General features: G+C 62.9%; 22 protein-coding genes and 3 tRNA genes. 6 read left to right on the top strand and 19 right to left on the bottom strand.

The window, feature by feature from the left end:
• Positions 1 to 89: 89 nt before the first annotated feature.
• Positions 90 to 1,556, top strand: coding sequence for a hypothetical protein (locus tag GVL04_RS20290; protein WP_159707886.1), 1,467 nt, complete (start codon positions 90 to 92; stop codon positions 1,554 to 1,556).
• Between the two features lie 74 nt (positions 1,557 to 1,630).
• Here GVL04_RS20290 and GVL04_RS20285 read toward each other — a convergent pair whose 3' ends face one another.
• The 6 genes from GVL04_RS20285 to GVL04_RS20260 form a co-directional block, all read right to left on the bottom strand.
• Positions 1,631 to 2,821, bottom strand: a complete 1,191-nt coding sequence (locus GVL04_RS20285; RefSeq protein WP_159707884.1) for an acyl-CoA dehydrogenase family protein — start codon at positions 2,819 to 2,821, stop codon at positions 1,631 to 1,633.
• 140 nt (positions 2,822 to 2,961) lie between these two features.
• A tRNA-Ile gene (locus tag GVL04_RS20280) sits at positions 2,962 to 3,035 on the bottom strand.
• 83 nt (positions 3,036 to 3,118) lie between these two features.
• Positions 3,119 to 4,315, bottom strand: a complete 1,197-nt coding sequence (locus GVL04_RS20275; protein WP_159707882.1) for a glycosyltransferase — start codon at positions 4,313 to 4,315, stop codon at positions 3,119 to 3,121.
• 109 nt (positions 4,316 to 4,424) lie between these two features.
• Complete coding sequence (locus GVL04_RS20270; protein ID WP_159707880.1) at positions 4,425 to 5,330, bottom strand: DMT family transporter; 906 nt, start codon at positions 5,328 to 5,330, stop codon at positions 4,425 to 4,427.
• Positions 5,330 to 5,953, bottom strand: a complete 624-nt coding sequence (locus tag GVL04_RS20265; protein WP_159707878.1) for a CDP-alcohol phosphatidyltransferase family protein — start codon at positions 5,951 to 5,953, stop codon at positions 5,330 to 5,332. The genes GVL04_RS20270 and GVL04_RS20265 overlap by 1 nt, the downstream gene beginning before the upstream one ends.
• A gap of 48 nt (positions 5,954 to 6,001) precedes the next feature.
• On the bottom strand, positions 6,002 to 6,850 hold the full coding sequence (locus GVL04_RS20260; protein ID WP_159707876.1) for a phage holin family protein: 849 nt from the start codon (positions 6,848 to 6,850) through the stop codon (positions 6,002 to 6,004).
• A gap of 174 nt (positions 6,851 to 7,024) precedes the next feature.
• Between GVL04_RS20260 and GVL04_RS20255 the strand changes: the two genes are divergently transcribed.
• The 5 genes from GVL04_RS20255 (at position 7,025) to GVL04_RS20235 (ending at position 12,835) form a co-directional block, all read left to right on the top strand.
• Positions 7,025 to 8,254, top strand: coding sequence for a multidrug effflux MFS transporter (locus GVL04_RS20255; protein ID WP_159707874.1), 1,230 nt, complete (start codon positions 7,025 to 7,027; stop codon positions 8,252 to 8,254).
• 23 nt (positions 8,255 to 8,277) lie between these two features.
• Positions 8,278 to 8,457: a glycine zipper domain-containing protein gene (locus GVL04_RS20250; RefSeq protein WP_089594322.1), complete on the top strand. Its 180-nt coding sequence runs from the start codon at positions 8,278 to 8,280 to the stop codon at positions 8,455 to 8,457.
• Between the two features lie 125 nt (positions 8,458 to 8,582).
• Entirely contained in the window at positions 8,583 to 11,081 is a 2,499-nt protein-coding gene (locus tag GVL04_RS20245) for a bifunctional lysylphosphatidylglycerol flippase/synthetase MprF (protein ID WP_159707872.1), read from the top strand.
• Positions 11,082 to 11,103: 22 nt separating this feature from the next.
• Positions 11,104 to 12,387, top strand: a complete 1,284-nt coding sequence (locus tag GVL04_RS20240) for an esterase family protein (RefSeq protein WP_159707870.1) — start codon at positions 11,104 to 11,106, stop codon at positions 12,385 to 12,387.
• A gap of 40 nt (positions 12,388 to 12,427) precedes the next feature.
• A complete protein-coding gene (locus tag GVL04_RS20235) occupies positions 12,428 to 12,835 on the top strand; it encodes a hypothetical protein (protein ID WP_159707868.1) in 408 nt (135 codons plus the stop codon).
• 47 nt (positions 12,836 to 12,882) lie between these two features.
• Here the strand turns inward: GVL04_RS20235 and GVL04_RS20230 are convergent.
• The 13 genes from GVL04_RS20230 to GVL04_RS20170 all read right to left on the bottom strand — a co-directional run bounded on the left by GVL04_RS20230 (position 12,883) and on the right by GVL04_RS20170 (position 26,613).
• A tRNA-Asn gene (locus GVL04_RS20230) sits at positions 12,883 to 12,955 on the bottom strand.
• A gap of 117 nt (positions 12,956 to 13,072) precedes the next feature.
• Positions 13,073 to 13,145, bottom strand: a tRNA-Asn gene (locus tag GVL04_RS20225).
• Between the two features lie 53 nt (positions 13,146 to 13,198).
• A complete protein-coding gene (gene dnaG, locus GVL04_RS20220; protein WP_159707866.1) occupies positions 13,199 to 15,097 on the bottom strand; it encodes a DNA primase in 1,899 nt (632 codons plus the stop codon).
• Between the two features lie 64 nt (positions 15,098 to 15,161).
• The gene (locus tag GVL04_RS20215; RefSeq protein WP_159707864.1) at positions 15,162 to 16,478 is read right to left on the bottom strand and encodes a deoxyguanosinetriphosphate triphosphohydrolase; all 1,317 of its coding nucleotides are present in this window, start codon (positions 16,476 to 16,478) and stop codon (positions 15,162 to 15,164) included.
• Positions 16,479 to 16,542: 64 nt separating this feature from the next.
• On the bottom strand, positions 16,543 to 17,724 hold the full coding sequence (dusB, locus tag GVL04_RS20210; protein ID WP_159707862.1) for a tRNA dihydrouridine synthase DusB: 1,182 nt from the start codon (positions 17,722 to 17,724) through the stop codon (positions 16,543 to 16,545).
• 40 nt (positions 17,725 to 17,764) lie between these two features.
• On the bottom strand, positions 17,765 to 18,376 hold the full coding sequence (locus GVL04_RS20205; protein ID WP_159707860.1) for a response regulator: 612 nt from the start codon (positions 18,374 to 18,376) through the stop codon (positions 17,765 to 17,767).
• Positions 18,373 to 19,485, bottom strand: a complete 1,113-nt coding sequence (locus tag GVL04_RS20200) for a sensor histidine kinase (RefSeq protein WP_159707858.1) — start codon at positions 19,483 to 19,485, stop codon at positions 18,373 to 18,375. Before GVL04_RS20200 ends, GVL04_RS20205 begins: the two co-directional genes overlap by 4 nt.
• A 30-nt stretch (positions 19,486 to 19,515) precedes the next feature.
• Positions 19,516 to 20,292: an ABC transporter permease gene (locus GVL04_RS20195; protein WP_159707856.1), complete on the bottom strand. Its 777-nt coding sequence runs from the start codon at positions 20,290 to 20,292 to the stop codon at positions 19,516 to 19,518.
• Positions 20,289 to 21,227 (bottom strand): ABC transporter ATP-binding protein, encoded by a 939-nt coding sequence (locus tag GVL04_RS20190; protein WP_159707854.1) that lies wholly within the window; start codon positions 21,225 to 21,227, stop codon positions 20,289 to 20,291. The genes GVL04_RS20195 and GVL04_RS20190 overlap by 4 nt, the downstream gene beginning before the upstream one ends.
• A 102-nt stretch (positions 21,228 to 21,329) precedes the next feature.
• The gene (locus GVL04_RS20185) at positions 21,330 to 22,805 is read right to left on the bottom strand and encodes a YibE/F family protein (RefSeq protein ID WP_159707852.1); all 1,476 of its coding nucleotides are present in this window, start codon (positions 22,803 to 22,805) and stop codon (positions 21,330 to 21,332) included.
• A gap of 78 nt (positions 22,806 to 22,883) precedes the next feature.
• Positions 22,884 to 24,155 (bottom strand): FAD-binding oxidoreductase, encoded by a 1,272-nt coding sequence (locus GVL04_RS20180; RefSeq protein ID WP_159707850.1) that lies wholly within the window; start codon positions 24,153 to 24,155, stop codon positions 22,884 to 22,886.
• A 107-nt stretch (positions 24,156 to 24,262) separates the two neighbouring features.
• Positions 24,263 to 25,225, bottom strand: a complete 963-nt coding sequence (locus GVL04_RS20175) for a GNAT family N-acetyltransferase (RefSeq protein ID WP_159707848.1) — start codon at positions 25,223 to 25,225, stop codon at positions 24,263 to 24,265.
• Between the two features lie 2 nt (positions 25,226 to 25,227).
• Positions 25,228 to 26,613 carry a glycine--tRNA ligase gene (locus GVL04_RS20170; RefSeq protein ID WP_090819307.1) on the bottom strand — a complete coding sequence of 462 codons (1,386 nt, stop codon included), beginning with the start codon at positions 26,611 to 26,613 and terminating at the stop codon, positions 25,228 to 25,230.
• Between the last annotated feature and the right edge of the window lie 59 nt (positions 26,614 to 26,672).

The following is a 26,672-nucleotide window of genomic DNA, read 5'->3' as shown; positions in this document are numbered from 1 at the left end:
TCCCAGGTCGAATCATTGGCCACGCCTTCATTGTCCGGGGGTGCTGACACACTCAGACACTCATTGAAGAGAATGGGGAGGGACTTGCGATGGATACAGCCTTCACGCTGGGGATCCTAGCAACGCTGGCAAGTAATGTGCTGGATCTGCTGGCCTGGCCAGCAGTCAGCGCGTGCTCTTTGTTGAACGCACAGAACGTCGAAGAGAGGTTGCTGACGGCTTTCTTAGCAACTGCCATAGTCTGGTTCGCGGTGGCCCTCACCGCGAATTTGATATTGAGGACCCTATTGGTTTCACTCCGGTACTCGTTGCTCCCGCTGGCGTGCAGTACCGGGACCCTCTCCTCTCTTCGTTCTACTGTGCACGGGGCCTACCGGCTGTACGGTGCGATTAGCTACATCGCGTCGATCTTCGGAGCAGTGGGCCCACGCCCGCGAGGTGACATCGAACAGGTGGACCAGTTGCGTGGTAAGTGGCCTACGGCTCCTGGCTTATGGTTCGTCCGTCTCATACTTCGTCTGCCAAATGCCGCAGCCGTCGCTTCTATGCATCTCGTCCGGACGGCCTCCAGGCCCCCCGGCCTCCTATTCCTGATAACTGTCACATGGGCGGCCATGAGGCCACCGACGACTTTTTGGGCGCCGGGGGTTGAGGTGTTTCAGGCGATTCTGGATCTTCTGGCTCAAGCGACTTTCATCGCGTGGGTACCAGTGGTCTTGCTGCTCTTCGCAGTTGCCTCTTCAGCACGCGTCCGGGGCGCCTATGCCTGGCGAACCGAGAAGTTCAAACAAGCGCACGCAGCGTTGGACTCTCTCGCTCACAAGGCTGAGCCCCTCTTACGGAGCCTGCACCATGCCATCGACGACACCGCACGGTTTTGTTCGCATACCGCCGTCAGAAAGGCCGCAGAAAGACTCACTGCGGGACACGGGAGCTGGCGGGACGGACAGATGGTCTTTCAATCGCCCGCAGGGCGTCCCGCGTCCATCGACCGCTGGCAGAGGCCACCCCATTCCTCCGTCGATCGTCCATGGAACTGGCAAGACAACCACAACACGCCCTCCAACGATGGTGACTTAATACAAACCGCTGAGGACTTGCTTGCCGAGTACAAGCACGTTTGCGTAAGAGCCAGTCTTGTCAGCGAGGTTCACAACATCGCGCCCCGAAAGGTACGCGAGCTCCTCTCCTACCTCCGGCCAATGAACTCCGATGCGGCAAGCGGCGCCCGTAGGGCAGAATCCCTGCCTTACGTCGGCGCAAATATTCGAGTCCTGACCATAGATGGACTCGAAGGCTTCATAGCCCACTGGACAAACAGCGAGCATGATCACCTCCGTGCACAATTTCTGCAGCTCGAACATGGTGCACCGTGCAGCCCCAAGCTTATGACGGAAGCTTCGGAGGCAGTCGAGGGTCTTGTTCGCGAACTTCGTGAGTGTTTGGTCGAAGCCTGCTGGCTGGAGGCGCAGGTCAGAGACCTAAGGGACATTGGTTGGCAAAACAGATATCCGGGAAGCGTCAAAGCCTTATGGCAGTCCATCAAAGCGCGATGACTCAAGCCAGTTTGACCCCTGGCGGCCGGGAGCCCGTATACCTACCAAGGCCGCACCTCCGCGTCGATTGGTCCTCAGACGATGGCCGAAACGCCAGTGATGGCCCGGCCGGTGACCAAAGTATTGATCTCGTGGGTGCCCTCGTAGGAGTAAATGGCCTCGGCGTCGGAGAAGATTTTGGCCATGCCGTAATCGGTGACGATGCCATTGCCACCCAGGATGCTGCGCCCCAGGGCGACGCTCTCGCGCATGCGTGCAGTGGTGAAGGCCTTGGCCAGGGCAGATTGCTCGTCCTTGGCAACTCCAGCGTCCTCCAACTGGGCCAGACGAACCATCATGCCCATGGAAGCCACGGTGTTGCCGAGGATTTGCACCAACTGGTTCTGAACCAACTGGAACGCCGCCAGTGGGCGCCCGAACTGCTGGCGCTCCACTGCGTAGCTGCGGGCGACGTCGAAGGCCGCCATCTGAAGTCCGACTGCTTGCCAGGCGACTGCCAATCGGGTCACCTTGAGGACCTTGTTGGTATCGCGGAAGCTGTTGCCATTGGCCAATTTGAAGAAGTCCGGAACCACCACGTTGTCCAGAATGATGTCCGCGTTCTGAACCGTACGGAGGGAAATCTTGTTTTCGATCTTGCTTGCCGAGTACCCGGGCAAAGTGGTGTCCACCAGGAAAGCCTTCACTTGGTTGTCGGCCACATCCTTGGCGTAGATAACTACCCAGTCTGAGAAGGTAGCGTTGCCGATCCATCGCTTGGCGCCGTTCAGGATCCAGTTGTCGCCGTCACGCTTGGCCGTAGTCCGGGTGCCGCCGGCAACATCGGAGCCGCCAAGCGGCTCGGTCAGTCCAAACGCGCCGATCTTCTTCAGGGAATAGATATCGGGCAGCCAAGCGTCCTTCTGCTCCTGTGAAGCAAGGGCTTCAATGGAACCCGTGAAGAGCCCGTCGTGAACACCCATAAACGTGGCAATGGAAGCATCGGCCCGGGTTACCTCAGCGTGCAGCATCCCCGCGAACAGATTGGAGTAGCCCTGTCGGCGCACCGGGCTGACCAGGTCCAGTTCACCCAGCTTGGGAATGAGGTCCATGGGAAATTCGCCGCGGTTCCAGCAATCCACCGCAATGGGCTTGACCTCGCGGGCCAGGAAATCCCGGACTTCAGCCAGGCGGTCCTGCTCCTTGCCTGTCAGCATCTGCTCAAAGGCGTAGAAGTCACCGTCGGCATAGGGAAGGGTAGTGGCATCGAATGCGGCGTTGGACATGCTCGCTCCTTCAAGGGTGGTCATCTGCGACCAAGACTGAGACTAAGTTACTGATCAGTAACATACCGCACCATGCTGGGAACACAAAAGAGCCGTGGCCGACGAACATGTATCGTCGGCCACGGCTCCCGTGAAATTTGTAGGGCTACTCGGACTTGAACCGAGGACCTTAGGATTATGAGTCCCGCGCTCTAACCAGCTGAGCTATAGCCCCGTGAAGCCCGGAAGCCACTGCTAAAGCAGCAGTCCCGGGCAAAGCACTCTAGCAATACTAATAGCTAAAGCGGAGTGCTTTGGTCACACCACTTTGTCCTCGTAGGTAGCCCCACGGTAGAGGTCCTCGAATGTCTGCAGTGTGCCGTTGATGCTGTGCGGCTCCACCATCTCGCGGCTCAGCTTGCCCATTGCTTCCAACTCGTCCTGGGGAAGCTCCACCAGCTTGGTGATCTTGGCGGCGAGCTCCGTGCTGTCATTGGGTGTGAACAGGTAGCCGTTCTCGCCGTCACGGACCAGGTGTGGCAGGGCCATTGCGTTGGCCAGCAGCACGGGGGTGGAAGCGGACATGGCTTCCAAGGTCACCAGTGACTGGAGTTCTGCTGTTCCAGGCATGCAGAAAATATCGGCCTTGATGTAAGCCTCACGCAGGTCTTCATCGCTGGCCAAGCCAAGGAATCTCACGCGATCCCCCAGCCCAAGCTTCGCTACCTGCGCCTCCAGCGCTGGACGGACTTCGCCGCCGCCAACGATTTCCAGGTGCACGTTTAGTGCGCGCGGAGTCTTGGCTACGGCGTCAATGAGGACGTCGACGTGCTTCTCTTCGGCCAGGCGTCCGGCAAAAAGCACGGTGGGATGGCGGTGCGGCTCGATGGTCTCACCTGGCAGGAGCTCGTAAGCCGAAGAGTCGATGCCATTGGACAGCGGCAGGACTTTGCGAAGGAAGGCGTGCTGGTGCATAGCCTTGGCGGCAAGCGGCGTGGGCGTGGTGACCACGTCTGCCTGGCCCATGACCTTGCCCATGTCCTTCCAGGAGATGCGGCCAACGATGTCCTTGAACCACTGCGGGAACGGCAGGAACGGATTCAGGTTCTCCGGCATGAAGTGGTTGGTGGCGACCACCCTGATGCCACGCTTCACGGCCTCGTAGAGAACGTGCTCGCCAATCATGTAGTGGCTCTGGATGTGGACGACGTCCGGCTGGACCTTGTCGAACAGCAGGCTGATTTCCTTCTTGATTTCCCACGGGAAACAGATGCGGAAGTACTCGTGCGTGAAAACGCCGTGGGAACGGAGCCGGTGAACGGTGGCTTCGTCACGGAATTCCGTGTAGCTCTTGCCCGTATCCGGTCGGCAGGCCAACACATGCACATTGTGCCCACGTGCCGTCATCCCCTTGGCCAGGCGGTAGCCGAACTGGGCGGCGCCATTGACGTGCGGCGGGTAGGTGTCTGCCGCAATCAAAATCGTGAGGGGCTTGTTGGTGTCGGGAATGGTCACGTGGAGAACTCCTGATGGTCACGGTGCGGACAGCAATGATGGTGGCACTGCTGCGTTGTCGCCGGGTTGCCGGTCCGCGTGTAGCGGCGGCGCAAGGTATAGCGCTGCCCTAGGCCTTCTTGCTGGCAGCCGCCTTCGCGTCCTTCTTGCGTTTGGTGACTTCCGGATGGTGCCGGCTCAGGGCAATAACCCCCACGATAGCAAGCGTAGCCGCCGCAGCCATGGCGATAGCCATCACGGCGTGGACATCGGGACGAAGCTCACCAAGGATCACGATGCCAATGGCGATGCCCACCATGGGGTCAATGACGGTCAGGCCGGCGATGACGAGGTCCGGCGGGCCCCCTGAGTAAGCGCTCTGGACGAACCAGGAACCGAGCCCTCCGGCAGCAGCAATGGCAATGAGCGTGTACCACTGGACATTGAGCAGGAACAGCCCATTGGGATCAAGCAGGTGCTTGCCGATAATGCGGGTCAGCACGGCCACGAAGCCGAACAGGACGCCGGCTCCCAGGATGTACACGAAGGCACTCATGCGGTGCTTGAACATTACGGCCAAAGTCCCGAAAATTCCCACGGCCACGGCCAGGAGCAGAACGATTGTCAGCTCGTCTTCGGCGTTGACGTGGTGGTTCTCCTGCGTGACGAACACTGCCAGCAATACGAACAATGCCGACCCCGTGACACAGGCGCTGATGGCCACGACGGTGGCGCGGTTGATGCTCAGGCCCTGGTCCTTGGCGTTGACCACGGTGGTGATCACCAGTGCGATCGCGCCGATCGGTTGGACCACGGTGAGGGGCGCAGAGACCAAAGCGATGGCGTTCATGACCATTCCCAGGGCAAGGAACAGCAGTCCGAGCATCCAGCGCGGATTACGCAGGAGCCGCAGGAATCCGTTGGAGCTGAGCGCAAGGCCGCCGGTATCGGCTTTGACCGCGCTGCCCTGCCGTTGGGCGCCAATCGCCAGGAAGAAGGCGCCAAGTACCGCAAGAAAAACCGCCAGCCAGACCATCAGCCGTGTCCGCCGTCGTCGGTCTTCAATTCTTTACCCTTACGCAAGATGGCCCAGAAATAGTTGTAGGCCGCGATCCAGTGGCCCAGAAGCCCGATGCCCAGGAACGTCCAAGCGACCACGAAGTACACCTCGGTGAAAGGAATGGGCAACTTGGACAGGACGAGCAATGGGGTGCCGACCAGCAGCAGTGCCGTGCGGACTTTTCCAACAATGCTCACGGGAAGGTCCGGGTGGCTGCGGAAGTAGAACAAGGATGCAATGGCCAGGATGGCGTCAGGCACCAACAGCGCGGCCAGGTACCACCACTGCACGACGCCGGCAATCGCCAACGTGAATGCCACGGCCAGGAGCGCGGCCCGGTCCGCCATGGGGTCCAGGATGCGGCCCAGCTTGGAGGTCTGGTCGAAGCGCCTGGCTATGTAGCCATCCACCCAGTCGGTGCTGCCCATAATGACAAGCACCAGGACCGCAAAGCCGTACTCCTGTTCCGACAAGACGAGCCACACGAACAGCGGCACACCCATGAAGCGGAGGACCGTGAGGATGTTGGGGACAGTGAAGATGAGGTCGTGGTCAACCTGCGGGCGGTCGGGGTGCGAACCAGCACCGATCAATCTCACGCGTGTCCCCCTTCCTCGTTGTCAGTGTTTGGTGCCTCGGAAAATGGCCTACTTCTTCAGCAGTTTCCTCAGGGCAACCACGAAGACCACGGCAGCGGTTGCGAATGCTGCGAGATCCTTCCAGCGGGCAGCGAGCCGTTCGGAAAGGTTATCGGGCACCGAATCTCCGATGTCGGCCAGCTTGGCGGTCGCGAATTCCTTGCCTTCGTGGAACTTTCCGTTGGCGCTGTCCAGCAAAGCCTGTCCCTGCTTCTTGACATCCAACTGCTCGCCGAGCTCGTCACGGACCCCTGTCAGGTGCTCGCGGCGCTTCTTCAGGCGCGAGCGAAGTTCGGCTTCGGTGGGTGCCTTGACGGCGTCCGCTTCCTTTGCAGCTTCCTTCGCAGCTTTCTCGGCCTTGGCCTTCTCCGCTGCAGCTTCCTTCTCAGCTTTGGCAGCCTTGGCAGCCGGCGAGTTGGGATCAAGGATCGACTCATCGAAGGACGAGCCTTCCTTGGCAATTCCGAGATCGTGCTTGATGCCCCGGATGGTGTCCTCGGGAACCAAGGGCATGGCCTTCTTGAACTTGGCAATGCCTATCAATGATGCGATGGCCACGATCAGGAGGAAAAACGCTGCGACAATCAGCGCTGCGAGCCAGCCGGGCATGATGGTTGCCAGGCCCAGGATGGCGGCAACAACCAGCGCGATTACCAGAAGCGTGAGGAAGACCAGAGCAACGCCGAAGAAGGCGCCCGCAATGCCTACCTGCGTGGCCTTGCGTTTGAGTTCCACCTTGGCCAAGGCAATTTCGTCATTGATTTGCCGTGGGGCCAACCGTGCAACGAGCTTGAGGGTCTTCGGCAAAGTACGAATGGCTGGTCCTTGACTGGTCCGGCCGGTGTGACGTCCACTCATGGGTTCCGCCTAACTGCTTTCCTCTGGGCATCGTGTAGGGCGAACGCGGCCTGAAATCTACAGCCGCGGACACCTGTCCTCAAAGCTATCATTCAGGTTCCTGCTGAACTTTCGGGACCACACTGCGGCGCGCCTGTCATACGCCCAATAAATATGATCTGGGCCATAGGATAGATGATCGTGACCTCTCCCATTGCTCCGGGCGACTCCCTGAGCCGACGCGAAAAACTTGTCTACATTCTCCTGCTGGGCGCCCTGACCGCACTGGGTCCTTTCACGATCGACCTCTACCTCCCGGCGTTCCCGGCTCTGGAGGAAAGTTTCGACGTCTCGGCTGCGGCCATCCAGCTCACTCTGACGGGTACCACCGTTGGTTTCGGGCTTGGCCAACTGGTGGTGGGACCGTTCAGCGACAAAGTGGGGCGCCGTCTCCCGCTCATCCTTGCCACAGCCGTCCACATTGGTTCGTCGCTCGGTGCTGCGCTGGCAACGGACATCGGGATGCTGTCCCTGTTCCGTGTCCTCATGGGAATCGGCGCGGCAGGCGGTGGCGTGGTGGCCATGGCCATGGTCCGGGACCTCTTCCACGGCTACTCCATGGTCCGGATGTTCTCGCGGATGTCGCTGGTCAACGGCCTGGCTCCCATCCTGGCTCCGGTCATCGGCTCGCAGTTGCTGCTGGCCTTCCCGTGGCCGGGCATTTTCTACTTCCTGGCCGCCTACGGCCTGCTGGTGATCCTTGCCTCCATCTTCTTCATACGCGAAACACTCCCGGCCGACCAGCGGGGCAAATCCACCACCACGGTGGGACAGCGTTACAAGTCCGTCCTGACAGACCGGATCTTTGTCGGCATGGTGCTGGTGGGAAGCCTGAACTTCGGTGGATTGTTCGCCTACCTCTCGGCCTCGACCTTCCTGTTCCAGGACATCTACGGCTTTTCGCCTCAGGAATACGGCATCCTGTTCGGCATCAATTCCCTGGGCATTGTTGCCGGTGTCCAGATCAGCTCACGCCTGATCAGGCGTGTGGCCCCTCAGTGGATCGTGGCTGGAGCAACGGTCTTCATGCTGTTCATGGCCATCCTGATCATCGTTCTGGACCTGTTCCACGTGGGATTGTGGGGCATTCTTATTCCGTTGTGGTTCTACATCTGTGCAACCGGCTTCATGTTTCCGTGCGTTCAGGTCCTGTCCTTGGCCAAGCACGGCGCCCAAGCAGGCACGGCGGCCTCCCTCCTGGGTGCATCGCAGTTCATGATGGCCGGAATTGTGCCTCCCGTGGTCGGCTGGCTGGGCGTCAGCTCCGCAGTCCCTATGGGGGCCGTCATGGCCGCATGCATCACTGGAGCGATCGCCGCCCTTTGGCTGGTGGTCCGGCCCCGCACCGTTCCCTCCATCCATTAGGAACCCACCCGTAGGCTGAGATCATGACCAAGAAACCGCACCGCAACGGCAGGGGCCTCTTCCTCGGCGCCCTGCTTGGCGCCACTGCCGGCGCGCTCATCGGCCGCGCCGCAGGAAGTGCCCTGTTCGGAGCGATTCTGGGTGCCGTCATTGGCGCCGCCGTCCTCTACAGGGTGAACCCCGGTCCCTGGAAACGGGACTAGGCCCCCCGCGCAAAACGCGACCCGCCGCCGTCGGGACTGTCCAGCCTCTCCCCTTACAGCGTCCCGCAAGGCAGAATGGTGGCCAGCCGGGGTAACCGGCGCCGGACCGGTGAAGGGGACATCACATGAGCGCGGCTGTGGGATTACGGGGCGGTGTCCGCGGCTTGGCAACAGTGCGGCGACTGCCCCTTACGCTGGGCCTGGTGGCACTGCTGTGGATTCTGGGGGCTGCGACAGGAAGCCTGCTGAGCGGACCCAGCGAGGCTTTGCTGGACCAGGTGGGCCTGGGATTGGCGGTGGACCCGGGACCTTGGTGGTCCATATTCATGTCCGCTTTCTTTGCCTCCTCCCTGCTCGACTACCTCGCCTGCGCTGCCGCGATCCTGGTGGGCGTGGGCATCGCCGAGCGCGTCATGGGCCCGTGGCTCGCCCTTGCCGCCTTCGTAGGCGGATCAGCGCTCAGCGCCCTGGTCCTTGTCGCCTTGGTTGCCTTCGGGACCGACGCCAGCGACCAGTGGCTCAGTTTCCTGGGTGGCGAATACGTGGTGGGCTCCTACGGCGGCGCTGCCGCCGCGCTGGGATGTGCGACGGCGGCACTGGACGCCCTATGGCGTCGGCGGCTAAGGACGTGGCTGTTGGCCGCCACGCTGATGTTCGCCCTGTTCGTAGGAGTGGCCCAAACTCTCCAGGCGCTTGCGGGCGCCGTGATCGGCACCGTGGCCGGCTGGGCTGTCCAATCGCTGGTGCTCCGGCGCCGGGCAGGATCGCTGCATTCCTCAACTCTCCGTGAAACCCGTTTCCTGGTGGGCACCGTGGTGGGCGTCTTCGCGGTCGGACCTTTGCTGACGCAACTCACCGGGACGTGGGAAATCGGGCCCCTGTCCGTAGTCTCGGAGGTCATGCTCCAAGCCAGTCCTGACGCCGACGAAGTCAAGGAAGCCTGTAACAACGACAACAACTGCGTCGCCCTGCAAAGCATCGTGGGCGTGCAAAGCTTCGGCGCAGCAATCCTGACACTGATCCCGGTCCTCTTGCTGCTGGTTTGCGCCGAGGGGCTTCGCCGCGGCCGCCGCCTGGCGTACCGCCTGACACTCGTGATCCAGGCGTACCTGGCCGCTGTGACGGTCCTGTCCATCGTCCAATACATCACTGATCCGGACGTCACTCTGGGCGATGACGACTTCGGTTACCTCCTGCTTTATGCGGTCCCAGCTGTTCTCGCCCCCGTGATCATCGTGGCGTTGCTGCTGGCCAACCGGCACAAGTTCCGGGTGGAATCCAGCGACGCCGGATACAGGGTCCTGGGCAGGACCTCACTGATCCTGGCCGTCGCTGCGATAGTTCTCTATGTGGCGTTCTGGTTCGTCGAAGGCAATCCGGGACGCTCGACTCTGTGGGACCTCGCCGGGCAGTTAACGCACATCCTGGTTCCCTTCCCGGTTCCCTTTGTCGTCGCTCTCCCGCAAGGCCTGTTGAGCACCGTGGTGTACGGTCTGGGCGGGGACATCATCTGGCTCTGCATCCTGGTGTTGGTCTTGAACAACTTCCGGCGGTTCAGGCAGCTTGCCACGGATCCGGCAGCTGACCTGGGCCACACCCGGGAGTTGCTCCACGATGGCGGTGGCACGCTGTCCTGGATGGCTTTGTGGGACAACAACCAGTACTGGTTCACACCGGACCGGAAGGCCGGCGTTGCTTATCAGGTACACAACGGCGTGGCACTTACCGTTGCCGGTCCTTTCGGCGCGGACGAACACCATGCGGACGCAGCCACGGGGTTCCTGAGACACTGCGCCGGACTGGGTCTCACCCCGTGCTTCTATTCAGCCACCGCGGAGCTGGACGGTCCGCTCCTTCCCAGGGGATTCCGAAAGCTGGAAGTGGCGGAAGAGACCCTCCTCAACGTCCAGGCCATGACGTTCAAGGGCAAAGAATGGCAGAACGTCCGCACAGCCTTGAACCGGGCGGACAAGCTGTCCATCAAGGACCACTGGTATCCCTATCACGCGATGCCCCCGGGCACCAGGGCGCAACTGGCGGAGATCTCCGAAGAATGGGTAGCGGACAAAGCCCTCCCCGAAATGGGCTTCACCTTGGGTGGCCTGAACGAATTGAAGGATCCCGAAGTGCTCTGCTGCGTGGCAGTGGATGATGAAGGCTTGGTCCACGGCGTCACCAGTTGGTTGCCTGTGTTCCGCAACGGCGTCATCTCCGGATGGACCCTGGACTTCATGCGGCGCCGGACCACGGGTTTCAAGGGCGTCATGGAATTCCTCATTGCCTCCGCTGTGACCCATTTCAGGGAAGAAGTCCCGCAGATCTCCTTGTCCGGCTCGCCGCTCGCCAATGCCGGGGCTGACGTTGTTGAGGGTGACCGGAGTTCCCTGGACCGGGTCCTGGCGTTGCTCGGAAATGCACTCGAACCCATGTACGGCTTTAAGTCCTTGGCCGCTTTCAAGTCACGGTTCCAGCCGGAGCACCGGACGTTGTACATGTATTACCAGGATCCCTTGGCGTTGCCATCCATCGGTCTCGCTGTGGGCTCCGCTTATCTTCCCGGCCTCTCCCCCGCGCAAAGCGCAGGCCTGCTGCGCCAGATGGTAGCCAGGGAGCCCGCCGCATGAGGCCCGGGCGGATTTCCTAGCCATGGACGACATCCTGAAACTTGAGATCAGCGGCCCTGTAGTGATGACCATTGCCGGGGCGATCGGCGTCGTGTTCTTCCTGGTGCTGTTCCTCAGGCCGACTGCGCGATGGGCGCTCACTTCGATCATTGCCGTTGTGGCGGCTGCGCTGCTGGGGTGGCTGACCGTGTGGCTCGTTGAAGACGTCATGGACGTCTTCCACGTGGGCCTGACACCACGTGTGTGGTTCTGGGCGATCTCCTGCTTCGCCGCGCTCGGCCTGGCCTCGGTCAGCTTCCGCCATAGCCGGCCGTGGCGGAAAGTGGTGGCCGCACTCTCCATTCCGGTGTTCCTCCTGGTCGCGGCCCTGGGTATCAACACCGAGTTCGGACTGAACAAGACGTTGGGCTCGGCGTTGGGGATCTCCACCGAAGGGGCCATCCAGCTGAACAAGCCGAACCCGGATGCGTCCATCCCCACAGGTCCGCTCTGGCAAAGTTGGAAACCCCCGTCCACCATGCCAACCAAGGGCGAAGTTGGCACGCAGGTGATACCGGCCACGGTGTCTGGTTTCAACGCCAGGCCCGCCGGCATCTACCTGCCTCCCGCGGCCCTGACGGACAACCCGCCTCGGCTGCCCCTGTTCGTCTTGATGATGGGCCAACCAGGGCTTCCTGACCCCCAGTACGTATCGGCCGCGCTGGATGAATTCGCGGCGAAGAACAACGGCTTGGCTCCGATTGCGATCGTCGCGGACCAGATCGGCCCCGATGAGGACGACAACCTCTGCTTGGACACTGCCAAGTTCGGCAACGTGGAGAAGTACATCAATGAGGACGTGGTGAACTGGGCCAAAGCCAACCTGAACATCCTTCAGGACCGCGAGCACTGGACCATCGCCGGTTACTCCAACGGCGGCCAGTGCGCCATCTCCTTCGCCGTCAAATACCCGAAAATGTGGGGCAACGTGGTGGACATCTCCGGTGAAGAGTTCCCGGGAGCCGAGGACCCGGCAGGCAATCTTGCAACCATCTTCGGCGGCAACCAGGCGGACTACGACGCCCAGAAGCCCATCAACATCATGCAAGGCAAGCAATTCCCCGACACCACGGCCGTCTTCACCGTTGGCTCCGACGACGTGACGTACGTGGCCGCCGCCAAGGCCGTCTCCGCAGCGGCGCGAGCATCAGGCATGACGGTGACGTACTACGAGGTCCCCAATGGTGGACACGTGGGTATCGCCCTGAACGCGGGCCTCACCAAAGGCTTCGAAGTGCTCTACCCGCGGCTGGGGCTCTCGCGCTAGAACCCTTTTGCACGCCACGCACCGGCGATAAAGTTGAGGTGTGCCACATTGGCAAGAGCTGCAGCCGCTACCGGCACCATGGCAGCGACGGGATGAACGCATCCTGCCGTTGTGGTGGGATCGTCTGTGCTCAGTGACCAGCCCGCAGTCGGCCGCCCTCTACGCCGCCGGACTCTTCACGGATGACCGGCGCCGCCCCATTGCCCAGTGGTACAACCCCGAAGCCGACGCAGCCCTGCTGGTTGCGCCCGAGACCTCGCCTGAGTGGCCGGTCCAGCGTTTCGGAATTTTCTACGCACCACCCGGTGGCGGCTTCACCCGCGTCTACTCGGCCGCGCACGAGTGGCATCCCCGCGAACCCAGGACCCCGCCCACGGAACAGGATTCCTTCCTGGCAGCCGTGGCTGAGGCAGCCCGCTTCCTGCAAGTGGAGATGGATTTCGTCTGAAAAAGACGAACCCCGCACCGGCGGGAAGCCGGCACGGGGTCCTTGTGCTCCTCCGACTGGACTTGAACCAGTAACCCTTCGATTAACAGTCGAATGCTCTGCCAATTGAGCTACGGAGGAATGAAGCGGTTATGACTTTAGCAAAGGTTCTACCGGAATGCGAAATCGGCCCGACATACCCCCTGGGGGTATAAAAAATACCCCCATTCCGAATCACCGGAATGGGGGTATTGCGCGCTCCTCCGACTGGACTTGAACCAGTAACCCTTCGATTAACAGTCGAATGCTCTGCCAATTGAGCTACGGAGGAATGAAGCGGTTACTAGCTTAACAGGGGCCCGCCGGAAAACGAAATCGAGGTTCTCAGCCGTCGGAACGCAGCGCGCGACGTTCCATTTCCAACTGCATGAGCTCCCGGTTCAGCCGCTGGAATTCCTCCGGGTTGGCTCCCGCGTCCAAGCGCTGCAACTGGCCCATCTTGTCTGCTTTGATGCGTGTGATCTGCAGTTCGAAGAGGCGGGCCAGGATGTCACGGCAGTACCTCTGCATGGCTTCGGGCGTGCTGGCGGGCAATGGTGTGACGGCAAGTTCGGACACCAAAGGCCTCAGCGGCTCGGGAACTTCCTGGCGGACCTGCTCCACCCACGCCACAGGATCAGGATCAGCCGCATGGGCGAGGCCAGCGGCACGCACTGCGGTATGAACGGCAGCATAGGCAGGCGTGGCAAAGTATGAGGCCTCGAAACGTTCCCACGCTCCCCCACCAAGCACCGCGGGCTCCTGGAGGACAACTTCCAGGGCCTGGCGTTCCATACCCGCTATCGGGTCCCTGGGATCGGGCCGTTGGAAAACAGGACCGCTCGACGCCGGTGCTGGTGCGGTCGTGGATTGCTCAGCTGCGCCGGAGGAACCAGACGCACTTCCGCCCGAGGCGACGCGCTTGGCGGCCGCCCCAACGTATCGGCTGACTTCCTCGATGGGCATGCCCAGCCAGCCGGCCAGCTCGCGCGTGTAACCGGGTCTCGTGGCGGAGTCCCTGATCTGCGCCACTACGGGGGCGGCTTCCCGCAGCGCCGCCACGCGGCCTTCCACGGTGTCCAGGTTGTGCCGGCGGAGGGTGGCCCGGATGGCAAACTCGAAGAGCGGTTTCCGGGTTCCGATGAGGTCTCGCACAGCCGCGTCACCCTTGAGTTGACGAAGATCACAGGGATCGGCCCCCGAAGGCTCCACCGCGACGTAGGTCTGGGCCGTGAAGCGCTGGTCTTCTTCAAAAGCCCTCAGGGCAGCCTTCTGGCCGGCGGCATCACCGTCGAACGTGAAGATGACCTCCCCGCCGCTGCCGTCGTCCGAAAGCAGCCGCCGGGCGACCTTGATGTGTTCGGTGCCGAATGCAGTACCGCAGGTGGCCACCGCCGTCGTGACTCCTGCGAGGTGGCAGGCCATAACGTCGGTGTACCCCTCCACCACCACCAGTTGGCGCTCCTTGGCGATGTTCCGCTTGGCGATGTCGATGCCGTAGAGGACCTGGGATTTCTTGTAGAGCGTGGTCTCCGGGGTGTTCAGGTACTTGGGGCCCTGATCGTCCTCGTAGAGCTTGCGGGCGCCGAAGCCGATGGTGTCGCCGGCGATGTCGCGGATGGGCCAGATGAGTCTTCCCCGGAAGCGGTCGTAGATGCCCCTGTTCCCCTCAGAAAACATGCCCGTGAGTTTCAACTCAGCGTCAGTGAACCCACGGCCACGAAGGTGCTTCAGGAGAGCGTCCCAGCCCTGCGGGGCATAGCCCACACCGAAGTGCTCAGCGGCCGCGCGGTCAAAGCCGCGGCCATCCAGGAAGTTCCGTCCTTCGGCCGCCCCGGGAGTGAGCAGCTGGGCGCGGAAGAACTCATCGGCGATCTTGTGGGCGTCCAGCAAGCGTTGGCGCTTGCCCACTTCCTCGCGGCTGGGACCGGTACCGCCGTCCTCGTAGCGCAGCTCGTAGCCGATCCTCGCGGCCAGCTTCTCGACGGCCTCGTGGAACGAGCTGTGGTCCATTTTCTGGACGAAGGAGATCGCGTCGCCGTCCTCGCCGCAGCCGAAGCAGTGGTACCTGCCCACTTGTGGGCGGACGGTGAAGGAGGGTGATCGTTCGTCGTGGAAAGGGCACAACCCCTTGAAGCTGCCGAGCCCCGCGCCCTTGAGCGTGACGTATCCGTCAACGACTTCCTTGATGTCCGTGCGCTGGCGTACTTCGTCGATATCTTCACGTTTGATCAGGCCAGCCACGTGACCATCCTAGTCTCTCGGCCTGTGTCCCCTGGGCTGTATCTCCGGGCCCGCGGCCCAGGCCTCACCAAAGGGACGGAAGGCTCCCCACGAGGCGCTCATACATGGCCAGCGCGGAGACATCCGTCAGCGACGCGACCTGGTCGATCACCACGCGCAGCCGGGCACCGTCGTCGACGGCGTCGCGCCAGTCCGCAGCGAACATCGGTTCCAGGTGACGGTCGCCTGTGGCGTTCAAGACACCAACGAGCGCGTGCAGCACCTCGCGCTGGCGTTCGTATACCGGCTGGCGGTGGTCCGTGGAGATGACGAAGGTGGTCGCAAGGCCCTTGAGGACTGCGATCTCGGTGACGGTGTCCTCTGGCACCATGAGTTCGGCGTCGTAGCGGGTCAGGTTGGCGGGCCCGAAGTGTGCCCGGGTGGTTTCCATTGCGCTCTGGCAGAACCGGCCGATCAACTGGCTGGTCATGTCCTTCAGGGCGGCCATGGACTTCCGGCTGCCATCGGCCTCGCGGACCCAGACCTTGGTGGCCTCCAAACGGGCCAGGGCCGCATCGATTTCGGCGGGGTCGTTGTGCGGCAAGTACCACTGTTTGGTGTAACCCACCACGCGCGCCCGGTGGTCCGGGTTCTCCATCCATTTGAGCTGGAAGTGGCCCGCGACGATAGCGTCTTCGACGTCGTGGACCGAGTACGAAATGTCGTCGGCGAGGTCCATCACCTGGGCCTCGATGCAGGAGCGGTTTCCGGGGGCGCCTTCACGCAGCCACTCAAACACGGGAAGGTCGTCTTCGTAGGCGCCGAACTTGCTGGTGCGGTGGCCGTGGATGACGGGGGCATCGACGGCGGACCACGGGTACTTGGACGCGGCGTCCAGGCTGGCGCGGGTCAGGTTGAGTCCAGCGGGCCTGCCGTCCTCACTAAGGACCTTGGGTTCGAGACGGGTCAGCAGGCGCAGTGTTTGGGCGTTGCCTTCGAAGCCACCGATGGTGTGTGCCACCTCGTTCAGGGCGGATTCGCCGTTGTGGCCGAAGGGCGGGTGGCCGAGGTCGTGGCTCAGGCAGGCGGTGTCCACGACGTCAGGATCGCAGCCCAAGGAACGGCCAAGCTCACGGCCAACCTGTGCGACTTCGAGGCTGTGGGTCAGCCGGGTGCGGACGAAGTCGTCCGTATCCGGGGCAACTACCTGCGTCTTGGCGCCGAGCCTGCGCAAGGCCGAGGAATGCAGGACCCTGGCACGGTCCCGTTCAAAGTCCGAACGGTACGTAGTCTTGCGGGACTCTTCGACCCACCGTGCTGAATCCGCCTCGGCATATCCGGGAATGGCCAACACATAATCGTGACTGGTTCCGTTGTGGCCAAGCACTGCTTCGGTTCCCATGGGTATCTGCCTCCTTCAAGCGCCGGGGTGTGGAGCTTCTTGAGTCAGTCTTACACGTGTGAGGCTAGCCGCCCGAAACGTCCAGCTCCGCTGCAGAGATTTCCCGGCTCTGTTCCGCGTTCAGCTGACGGCTGACCAGCCAGTCCTTGGGCAATGCAGGCTTTTTGGGCGAGCCGGCGCGGCCGCGGGGACCCTCTGAGTCGACGCCGGGGTAGGGCGAGTCCATGTCCAATTCTTCAAGGTATTCGCGCAGGACTTCCAGGGTGGGCACGGTAGCCAGCTTGGCACGCAGTTCCCCGCCCACCACGTAGCCCTTGAAGTACCAAGCCATGTGCTTGCGGATCTCGCGGAGAGCTTTGTATTCGTCGTTTCCGAATGTCTCCACCATCAGTTCGGCGTGCCGGTACACGCCCTCGGCTACTTCACGGAGTCCCGGGCGGTGGCGCTGGTCGCTGCCTTCAAAGGCGGCCTGCAGGTCACCGAACAGCCACGGGCGCCCCTGGCAACCGCGGCCGACGACGACGCCGTCCACACCGGTTTCCCGGACCATGCGGACAGCGTCCTCAGCGGACCAGATGTCGCCGTTGCCCAGCACCGGGATGTCAGGCAATGCCTCGCGGAGGCGGGCAATGGCGGACCAGTCGGCCTGGCCGGAATAGAACTGTGCGGCGGTTCGGCCGTGCAGGGCGACGGCGGCCGCTCCCGCGTCCCGGGCGATGCGGCCCGCGTCGAGGTACGTCAGGTGGTCCTCATCGATGCCCTTGCGCATTTTGATGGTCAGCGGGATGCCGCCCTTGGAGGCTTCCTTGACTGCTGTATTGACGATGGACGTGAAGAGGTCGATCTTCCACGGCAGGGCGGAACCGCCACCGCGTCGGGTGACTTTGGGCACCGGGCACCCAAAGTTCAGGTCGATGTGATCAGCCCGGTCCTCTTCGACGAGCATGCGCACTGCCGCACCAACCGTCACCGGATCCACGCCGTAGAGCTGCACGGAGCGGACTTTCTCGTCTTCATCGTGCGAGATGATGCGCAGCGATTCGGGCGTCCGCTCCACCAGGGCACGCGATGTCACCATCTCGGCCACGTACATGCCGCCGCCGTACTCACGGCAGAGCCTGCGGAAGGCAGAGTTGGTGATGCCCGCCATGGGGGCGAGGATTACCGGGGTGTCCACGGTGATCCCACCGAGCTTCAATGGCGGGAGCTCGAGCTTTGGTGCAGGGGGCGTCGCTACTACAGTCACCCATCCATTGTTGCAAATGCGGGCAAATCGGTGGGACGCCCTAGAGAAGCCAGCCGTTATCCTCGGCCAACCGGACCGCTTCGGCCCTGGTCCTTCCGCCGGTCTTGGCCATGGCCGCGGACAGGTAGTTCCGCACTGTCCCCTCGGAGAGCATCGCGGCTTTGGCAATGTCTGCCACGGTGCCGCCGTCCGACGCTGCCCGAAGTACGTCCGCCTCACGTTCGGTCAGTGGACTGTCGCCGGAGGTCAACGATTCAGCGGCGAGCACGGGATCCACCACACGCAGGCCGCGGTGCACACGCCTGACAGCCTCGGCCAGCTGGCGCGCAGGCGTGTCCTTGACCACGAAGCCCGAGGCCCCGGCCTGCATGGCCCGCTTGAGGTAGCCCGGCCGGCCAAACGTGGTGACCATGAGGACCCGGCACGAAGGCGACGCCCGTCGGACCGCAGCCGCGGCACTGATGCCATCCAGCCCGGGCATCTCGACGTCGAGCATCGCCACATCCGCAGCGAGTTCCACGACGGCGTCCGCGACTCCTGTTCCGTCACCCAGCTCAGCAACCACCTCGATGTCCGGCTCAAGTCCCAGCAAAGCGGCCAAAGCCCCGCGGACCAACGCTTGGTCGTCGGCTATCACCAACCGGATAGTCATACTTCAACTGCCAATCTGAACCCTCCCAGGTCACTCCTGCCGACGCTGACGCTTCCACCGGCCGCCGCTGTTCTTTCCTGTATCCCAGCCAGTCCGTTACCGAAAGACTCCGCGGCACCCGGCCCCACGCCGTCGTCCTCCACCAACACGCTCGACGGCGTCAACAGGACCCGGCAGCGGCCGGCGCCTGAGTGCCGCACCACATTCGTGACGCCTTCCCGGAGTACCCAACCGAAAAGTTCCCGGTGCCTGGCCGGCACTTGCTCCACCGTGCCGGGGAGTTCGGCATTGATACCTGCCGACTCGAGTGCTGTCCGGGCCACTGCAAGCTCAGCGAGGACGTTCACTCCCCGATAACCGGCCACGGTTGCCCGGACATCTGCGAGCGCACCGCGGGCGAGGTCCTGCACATCGCTGATTTCCGCGGCGGCCCTGTCCATGGCCGGATCCGGGGCTGATCCTTCCATCAACCGCCCGGCCAGCTCCGCTTTGACAGCGATTACGGTCAAAGAGTGCCCCAGGATGTCGTGCATGTCCCGCGCTACGCGGCTGCGCTCCGCAGCCACTGCGGCGTCGGCCAGTTCGGTTTGTGCCTCGCGAAGCTGGACCGTCTGCCGGATCAGCCGTGCAAAGGAGGACATCATGAAGCCGAGCGACAGGATGAGGGCCGGCTGGAAAAACGCCTGCTCGGGGGTACCGGTTGTCAGTTCCGTCGCCAAGGACACGGCGGCCATGGCAACAATGAGGGCAAAGTCCACGCGCGGCGGCAGCACGGTCATGGCGATGGCACATGCGAGGAACGGCCAGGTCCACAGTGCCTCTTTGCCGACCAGGAGAATGACCAGGCCGTTCAATGCCAGCAGGATCCCCGTACAAGCGAGTCCCGTCCGGGTTCCGCGGCGCCGGCTGAACATCGGCAGGACGGCGTAGGCAGCGAAGAAGGCAACCAGGGCTGCAGAGGCTGCCACTTTCCACAGCACTGGTTCATCGACGGACCACACAAGGTTCCACGTGGGCCAGGCCCAGAGGATGATGGAGAATCCGGCACCGACGAACCATTTGCGGGGTCCGGGCCCACGGAACGTGTCGCCAAGGCTCGGGCTGGTCATGGATCCCACCTTAGTCACTGCAGGACGTGGTCAGACACGCTTGGTGTCACGGCGGAAAGCCATGGCTGCCCCGCCAACGAAGATAGCCAGCCACGCCAGCACGTTGACGATCCAGATGGCATCGAACTCGCCGGTGATGGGGCTGCGCGCAAGCTGCCCGATCCCGTAGGCCGGTGTGAACTTCGCAATCTCGCCGAAGGTGTCACCCATGATCTCAATGGGCATGAACAGCCCTCCGAGCATGGCCAGGATGGCGAGCGCCGGGCCAAGGATCTGCATGACGTTCTGGCTTGGCATGAGGTACCCGACGAACAAGCCAAGGGCGGCGAAGACGAGTGAACCCAACCAGGCAACCAGGCCTGCGGTCAGCCAGATCTGCGGGTCCATGGTCACCCCGGCCAAGGCACCAATGACGAATTGGGCAATGACGGCTACCAGGGACAAGGTCAGCGCCGCCGCTGCCTTGACGGCAATGTAGGCCCCCGGCAGGAGCGGGGTGAGCCGCAGTTGCCGGCTCCAGCCTTGCGCCCGCTCAACGGCCACCTGGCTGCCCGCCCCCGTGGCTGCCGTCATGGCCGCATAGACGGTGAGGCTGATCAGGATGTACTGCCCGTAGCTATGGCCGTTGGGAAGCAGTTGGTCCTTGTTGGACAGCCCAAAGATGAAGAAGAAGATGGCCGGCATCAGGACGGTAAAGATGACGGTCCTGCGGTTTCGGAGCATCCGCTTGATCTCGATCCACAGGAAGGTGCGGTTGATGCCGCCGGCTGAGGGTTTCCGGTCCTGGATGGCGGTTGCCTGGCTCATGCCCGGTCTCCTTCGAGTGCGTGCCGGTCGGCATCCGTGCCGGGTTCGTCCGCGGTCAGTGCCACGAACGCCTCCTCCAGGTTGTGGGCGACCACTTCAAGGTCGTGGGCGCCGGTGTTGTTGAGCAGGTAGCGGACTACTGAGTCCGAGTCGGAAGTACGGACGGTGACGCGTCCGGCGTCGTACTCCACGTTGGCTGCCGGCGGCAGCCCGGCCAGCAGCGCCCGGTCCCCCGATGGCAGCGTTGCCCGCACAGTCCTTCCGGAGGCCAGGTTCTTGACCTGTGCCGCCGTGCCGTCGGCAACGATGGTTCCTTGTCGGACCAGGACGATGCGATCGGCGTAGGCGTCGGCTTCCTCGAGGTAGTGGGTAGCGAAGATGACAGTGCGTCCCCGCGACGCATCAGCCCGGATGGCGGACCAAAAATCGCGGCGTCCGGCCACATCCATGCCGGTGGTTGGTTCGTCCAGGATGAGCAGCCCGGGGTCGGAGACCAAAGCCATGGCAAAGCGCAGGCGCTGCTGTTGGCCTCCCGAACACTTCTCCACCTTTCGGTCAGCGATGTCCAGGATGCCTGCGCGCGTGAGGACTTCGTCCACAGGGCGCGAGGAATCGAACATTGCCGCGGTGAGCTGTACGGTCTCGCGAACGCTGATGTCGCGCAGCAAACCGCCCGTTTGCATCACCGCCGCCACCTGTCCCCTGGAAATCGCGGCCCGTGGCGTGCGGCCGAAGACGGAGACTTCGCCCCTGTCCGGCGTGGTGAGCCCCAGGATCATGTCGATGGTGGTGGTCTTGCCGGCTCCGTTGGGTCCCAGGAAGGCCACGACCTCGCCCTGCTGCACCGTCAGGTCCAGGCCGCGGACGGCGTGGACCTTCCCGAAGCTCTTGTGAAGTCCGGCAGCGCGAACGGCCGGCACGCCTGTCATTGTCATGGCTCTCCCTGGAAGTGGTCTGGTGTACCAATTCAAGCCGCGATGAAGCACACACGCCCGTAGCGGGTGTCATGCATCCGGGATGACAAATGTCATGAGTGCTTAGTCGGTCCTGCGCCGCTCCGCTTCGCGTTGGGCGCGGCGGCTGCCCGGCCGCGCAGGCTTGCCGGGAGCATCGAGGCGGATCCCGACGTCGTGTTCGTCGTGCTCGTCGGAACGCACGACGGCGGCCGCTGCGGCCAGCGCGCCGGTGTCGTCCACGTCGTCGGGACTGACCGACGGCACGTACACAGAGGCGAGGCGCTTCATACCGGTCGCCTTGACCACCAGCACCGCGATCAGCGTGGTAACCGGGATCGCGAGGACCAGGCCGATGGAACCCACCAACGTACGGATGACTTCCTCGGACAGTTCGGCACTGGTGAGCGCTTCAGCCAACGGGCGGTCGTAGAGCATCACGATGATGAGAATCGGAAGGGCTGCGCCCGCGTAGGCAAAAGCAATGGTGTACACCGTGGAGGCGATGTGGTCCCGGCCGATCCGCATGGCCGAGGTGAACAGCTTGCGGGCGCTGGTGTTGGGCGCCAGTTCATAGAGTTCCCACACTGCCGATGACTGGGTGATGGTGACGTCGTTAAGCACGCCCAGGCCGGAAATGATCAGGCCGCAGAGAATGATCCCGGAGATGGAGATCTGGCTCGACATGTTCACCAGCGTTGAGGCGTCGTGGTTTCCGACGCCGGCCAGGTTGGCGGCGTCCGTGGCCCACGCCGCCAGCAGCGCTGTGATGCTGAGCCCAAAAATGGTCCCCAATAAGGCCGTGGACGTTCGCGCCGAGAACCCGTGCGCAAAATACAGGACCCCGATCATGATCACCGTGGACCCCACCAACGCCAGCAGCAACGGGGGCTTGCCCTCCACCAATCCGGGCAGGATGAAGCTGACCAGGACGAAGTACGCACCCACCAACCCAAGGAGCGCCCGGAAGCCGCGCCAACGGGCAACCGCGATGACCACCGCCGCGTACAGGACGGCCAGCATCGCGATGGGAATGCTGCGGACGAAGTCGACGAAAACATATGCAGGAGCACCGCTGCCGGCGTTGGCACCCTGGACCGCGGAGAGGTTCAGGTACCGGATGGTGTCCCCCACGTCCACGCCGTGCGACATGGCAACGTCAGGGTTGATGACAACCTTGACTACGTCCCCGCCCTTGTCCGGCTCCGTAAAGGCGAACGTGCACTGCGACCCCCCGGCCTGGCCGCTTTGATTGGGGTCGGTCTGGCCGGTGTCAGCCTGGCCGGCGTCAGCCTGACCGGTTTGCGTGCAGCTTTCCACCACCACGCTCTGGATCCGGCCGGTATCGAACGTGACGCCCGGGGCAGCCTGGTATGGGCTTGAGAAAGTGATCCCTTCCCGACTGCCCGAGGGCCACATGACCATCATGGCCACCAGGGTCAGGACGCCCAGCGGAACAAGTATGGCCGCCAATATCCAGTTGGCCCTCTTCCGCGAGGCAAGAGCCTGCGGGGTTGGCTCGGAACTTTCAGAATGACCGTGGGAGTGACCGTGGCCCATCAGCAGCAAAACCTCATGCCTCAACCCTACGCGGGAAGGCCGGCGTCCTCCGCCTCCCGCGGGCGGCTCAGGGATGCCTCAGGCAGGCGCGATGTTCTGGTTCACCCGGAAGAGGTTTCCGGGGTCGTATTTTGCCTTGATGGCTACAAGCCTCTCCCAATTTGGCCCATAGTTGTCCGCTACCCGGTTCTGGTCCTCGGAGTCCATGAAATTGATATAACCGCCGGCCTCCGAATGTGGCGCGAGAGCCGCCGCGTACTGACGGGCCCAGGCGATGTTGGACTCATTGTCCGCCCGGTCCGGCCACTGGGTGGCGATGACCGGTGAAAACTTCATGTCGCGATGGGCAAAGGCGGTGTCCTGGACTCCCACCCGGGAAACGGCTCCGTCAATTGGATAGACGTGCACCGAGGTGTTGACGCTGGTTACGGTCGCCCCGAATTCGGCGTGGGTGTCGATTGCACCGTCATTGAGATCCTTCAGGAAGTTGGCCTTCCAATAGCCCTGCATCCCTTTCTGGTTCAGTCCGTCGAAGGCCACGTTGAGGGCCGGATAGGGCATGGGACCCACCATCGATCCCGCCACTGGCGCGGCATCAAGGAATGGCTGCCAGCGTGCCTCGCCTTCGGCCGGATCGCCCGTCCACATTCCCACCACCTCGCAAACCGACTTGCCATGCCATTCCTCAGGAAGGAACGGCACCGGCGGTCCCTGGTGGAATCCGAGGAAGGCTCCGAATTCCTCCGGCGCAGACGCTATGTACTCCCGGTAGAAGCGGGCCACCGTGGGGATATTCTCAGCTCCGTAGATGATGATGCCTGCGTAGACCATGTCCACGGGATGGAGTTGGAACTCCAACGAGGTGACCACGCCAAAGTTTCCGCCACCGCCGCGGATGGCCCAGAACAGGTCCTCGTTGCGGTCTTTGTTGACGACCAGGAAGTTGCCGTCAGCGGTCACCACATCCGCGGAGACCAGGTTGTCGCAGGACAAGCCATATTTCCGGGTGAGGTACCCGATCCCGCCGCCCAGCGTCAGTCCTGCCACTCCGGTGGACCCAACGATCCCGCCAGTGGTTGCCAGCCCAAAGGCATGCGTGGCGTGGTTGAAGTCGGCCCAGGTGGTTCCCGCCTCGGCGCGGGCCGTGCGCGCTTCCGGGTCCACCCTGACGCCTGTGCGGTTGACGAAGTCCAGCACCAAGGCATCGTCCCAGGTACCGAACCCCGGCGCGCTGCGCCCACCACCCCTGATGGCCAACGGCATGGCGTTTTCGCGGGCAAAGTTCACCCCGGCGATGACATCGGAGACTTGGGCAACTCGGATAATCCCCGCGGGACGTTTATCCACCATGGCGTTGAAGACAGCGCGGGCGGAATCGTATTCATTATCTTCGGGACAAGGATCCTGCCCTCCCTGTGGCCAGCGGAAGGCAGGATCCTGACGTGCGGAAACAGTGGTCAGTCGCTCACGATCAACGTATCCGCACCTCGCGCGTGGGCCTTGCCTGATTCCAGCAACGGAGTGAGCACACTCCGCAGGGCCGTCATCGATTCGTCAACTTCCAACAACACGGGATGCTGGTAGGCAATCAGTGCCAGCAAGTCCCTCACCGCTGCCGACGCATCGTCGGCGGACAGCTCAGGATCATGGCCCAGGAAGACGTCCGACGGTTCGTCGGAGTTGCCCTGGGCGTAACTGATGGCGAACGCCTGGATTTTTCCCTTGCGGCTCGCCGGAACGCCCGCGCCGAAAGCACTGGCCTTGGGCGCGCGCAGGACTATTGCGCCATGGGCACCTGTCAGGTCGTGCAGGAACAAGCGCTGAACCGTTGCAATGCCCAGCTCCCCCGGGCTGTCCCAGTGGTGGACGTGCGAGTAGTACTTACCCACAACATCGCTCAGCTCAACAGAACCAGTCGCCAGGTCCTCCACACGCTCTGACGCAGCTTCCTCTGAACCGTCGCCGAACCTCGGCAAGGACAGAGGCTCAGGTTCCACAACCACCAACTGCGAACGTTGGATGGGTGCCAGTCCCGCAGCCGCAGCAAATGCCGCACCAGCAGTTCCCGGTTCCACCTTGCTGCGCAGCTTGGAAACGCCCGACGGCGAGTTGCCGGCTTCGCGTCGAAGCATGGTCAGCAGGGTGGCGCCCACGCCTTCCCGGCGGTGGTCCTTGGCAACCTCGATGTAAACCCAAAGGCGTTCCGGGTGCAACGATGCCTCATGGACGACGCCTGCCGCAACGGGAATCCGTACGCCGTCCACGACGTCCTCGGCCACGATGCACCGGCGCCAAGGCTGGTTGCCCGACGGCGCCAAGGCGGCACGGAACTGCTCGGCGGGAAGGGTCTCCGGGCTACCCCAGATCTCCAGGAGGGCGAGGTCGTCGCCTTCCTTCCATTCGCGGTACTCCAAAGCCACGATCAGGCGCCGATCAAGCGTGCTGCCAGGTAGCCTTCAACCTTGTCCAAGGACACTCGTTCCTGGCTCATGGTGTCGCGCTCGCGGATGGTGACGGCCTGGTCTTCGAGAGTGTCGAAGTCGACGGTGATGCAGAACGGGGTACCGATCTCGTCCTGACGACGGTAGCGGCGGCCGATGGCGCCGGCGTCGTCGAAATCGATGTTCCAGTTCTTACGCAACTGGGCGCCCAGCGCCTTGGCCTTCGGGGACAAGTCCTCGTTGCGGCTCAGCGGCAGGACGGCGGCCTTGACCGGGGCAAGGCGCGGATCCAGCTTCAGCACCGTACGGACGTCGACGCCGCCCTTGGCGTTGGGTGCCTCGTCCTCGGTGTACGCGTCGATCAGGAAAGCCATGAAGGAGCGGGTCAAGCCGGCGGCGGGCTCGATCACGAACGGGGTGTAGCGCTCGTTGGTGGCCTGGTTGAAGTAGCTCAGGTCCGTGCCGGAGGCCTTGGCGTGGGTGGAGAGGTCGAAGTCCGTGCGGTTGGCGATGCCTTCGAGCTCGCCCCATTCGGAGCCCTGGAAACCGAAGCGGTATTCGATGTCCGTGGTGCCCTTGGAATAGTGGCTGAGCTTCTCCAGCGGGTGCTCGAAGAAACGGAGGTTGTCTTCACGGATGCCCAGGCCCGTGTACCAGGACATGCGCTCCTTCATCCAGTACTGGTGCCACTCTTCGTCGGTGCCGGGCTCGACGAAGAATTCCATCTCCATCTGCTCGAACTCGCGGGTACGGAAGATGAAGTTGCCCGGGGTGATCTCGTTGCGGAAGGACTTGCCGATCTGGCCGATGCCGAACGGCGGCTTTTTCCGGGACGTGGTGAGCACGTTGTTGAAGTTCACGAAGATGCCCTGTGCCGTTTCGGGGCGCAGGTAGTGCATGCCTTCGTCGCTGGCTACCGGGCCGAGGAACGTCTTCAGCAGGCCGGAGAATTCCTGCGGCTCCGTCCATTCGCCACGGGTGCCGCAGTTGGCACAGGCAATGTCCTTGAGGCCGTTCTCAGCGGGACGGCCCTTCTTTTCCTCGTACTCTTCCTCGAGGTGGTCTGCACGGTAGCGCTTGTGGCAGGAAAGGCATTCCACCAGGGGGTCGGAGAAGACCTCCACGTGGCCCGATGCTTCCCATACCTGGCGGGGAAGGATGACGGAGGAATCCAGGCCTACAACGTCTTCGCGGCCTCGGACCATGCTCTGCCACCACTGGCGCTTGATGTTTTCCTTCAGCTCCGCACCAAGGGGACCGTAGTCCCATGCAGAACGGGAGCCACCATAGATTTCACCGGCCTGGAAGACAAAGCCCCTCCGCTTGGAGAGGGAAATGACCTGGTCAAGGACGGATTTTGCTGCCATGGGTACTCCATTTGTTCTACAGGGCCGCTGGGTGCGGTCCGCGGTGGTTAGCCCCGGTT

It is taken from the genome of Arthrobacter sp. 18067, from assembly GCF_902706295.1.
In the GTDB taxonomy this organism is placed as follows: domain Bacteria; phylum Actinomycetota; class Actinomycetes; order Actinomycetales; family Micrococcaceae; genus Arthrobacter.
This window is presented reverse-complemented; position numbering and strand designations above follow the sequence as displayed.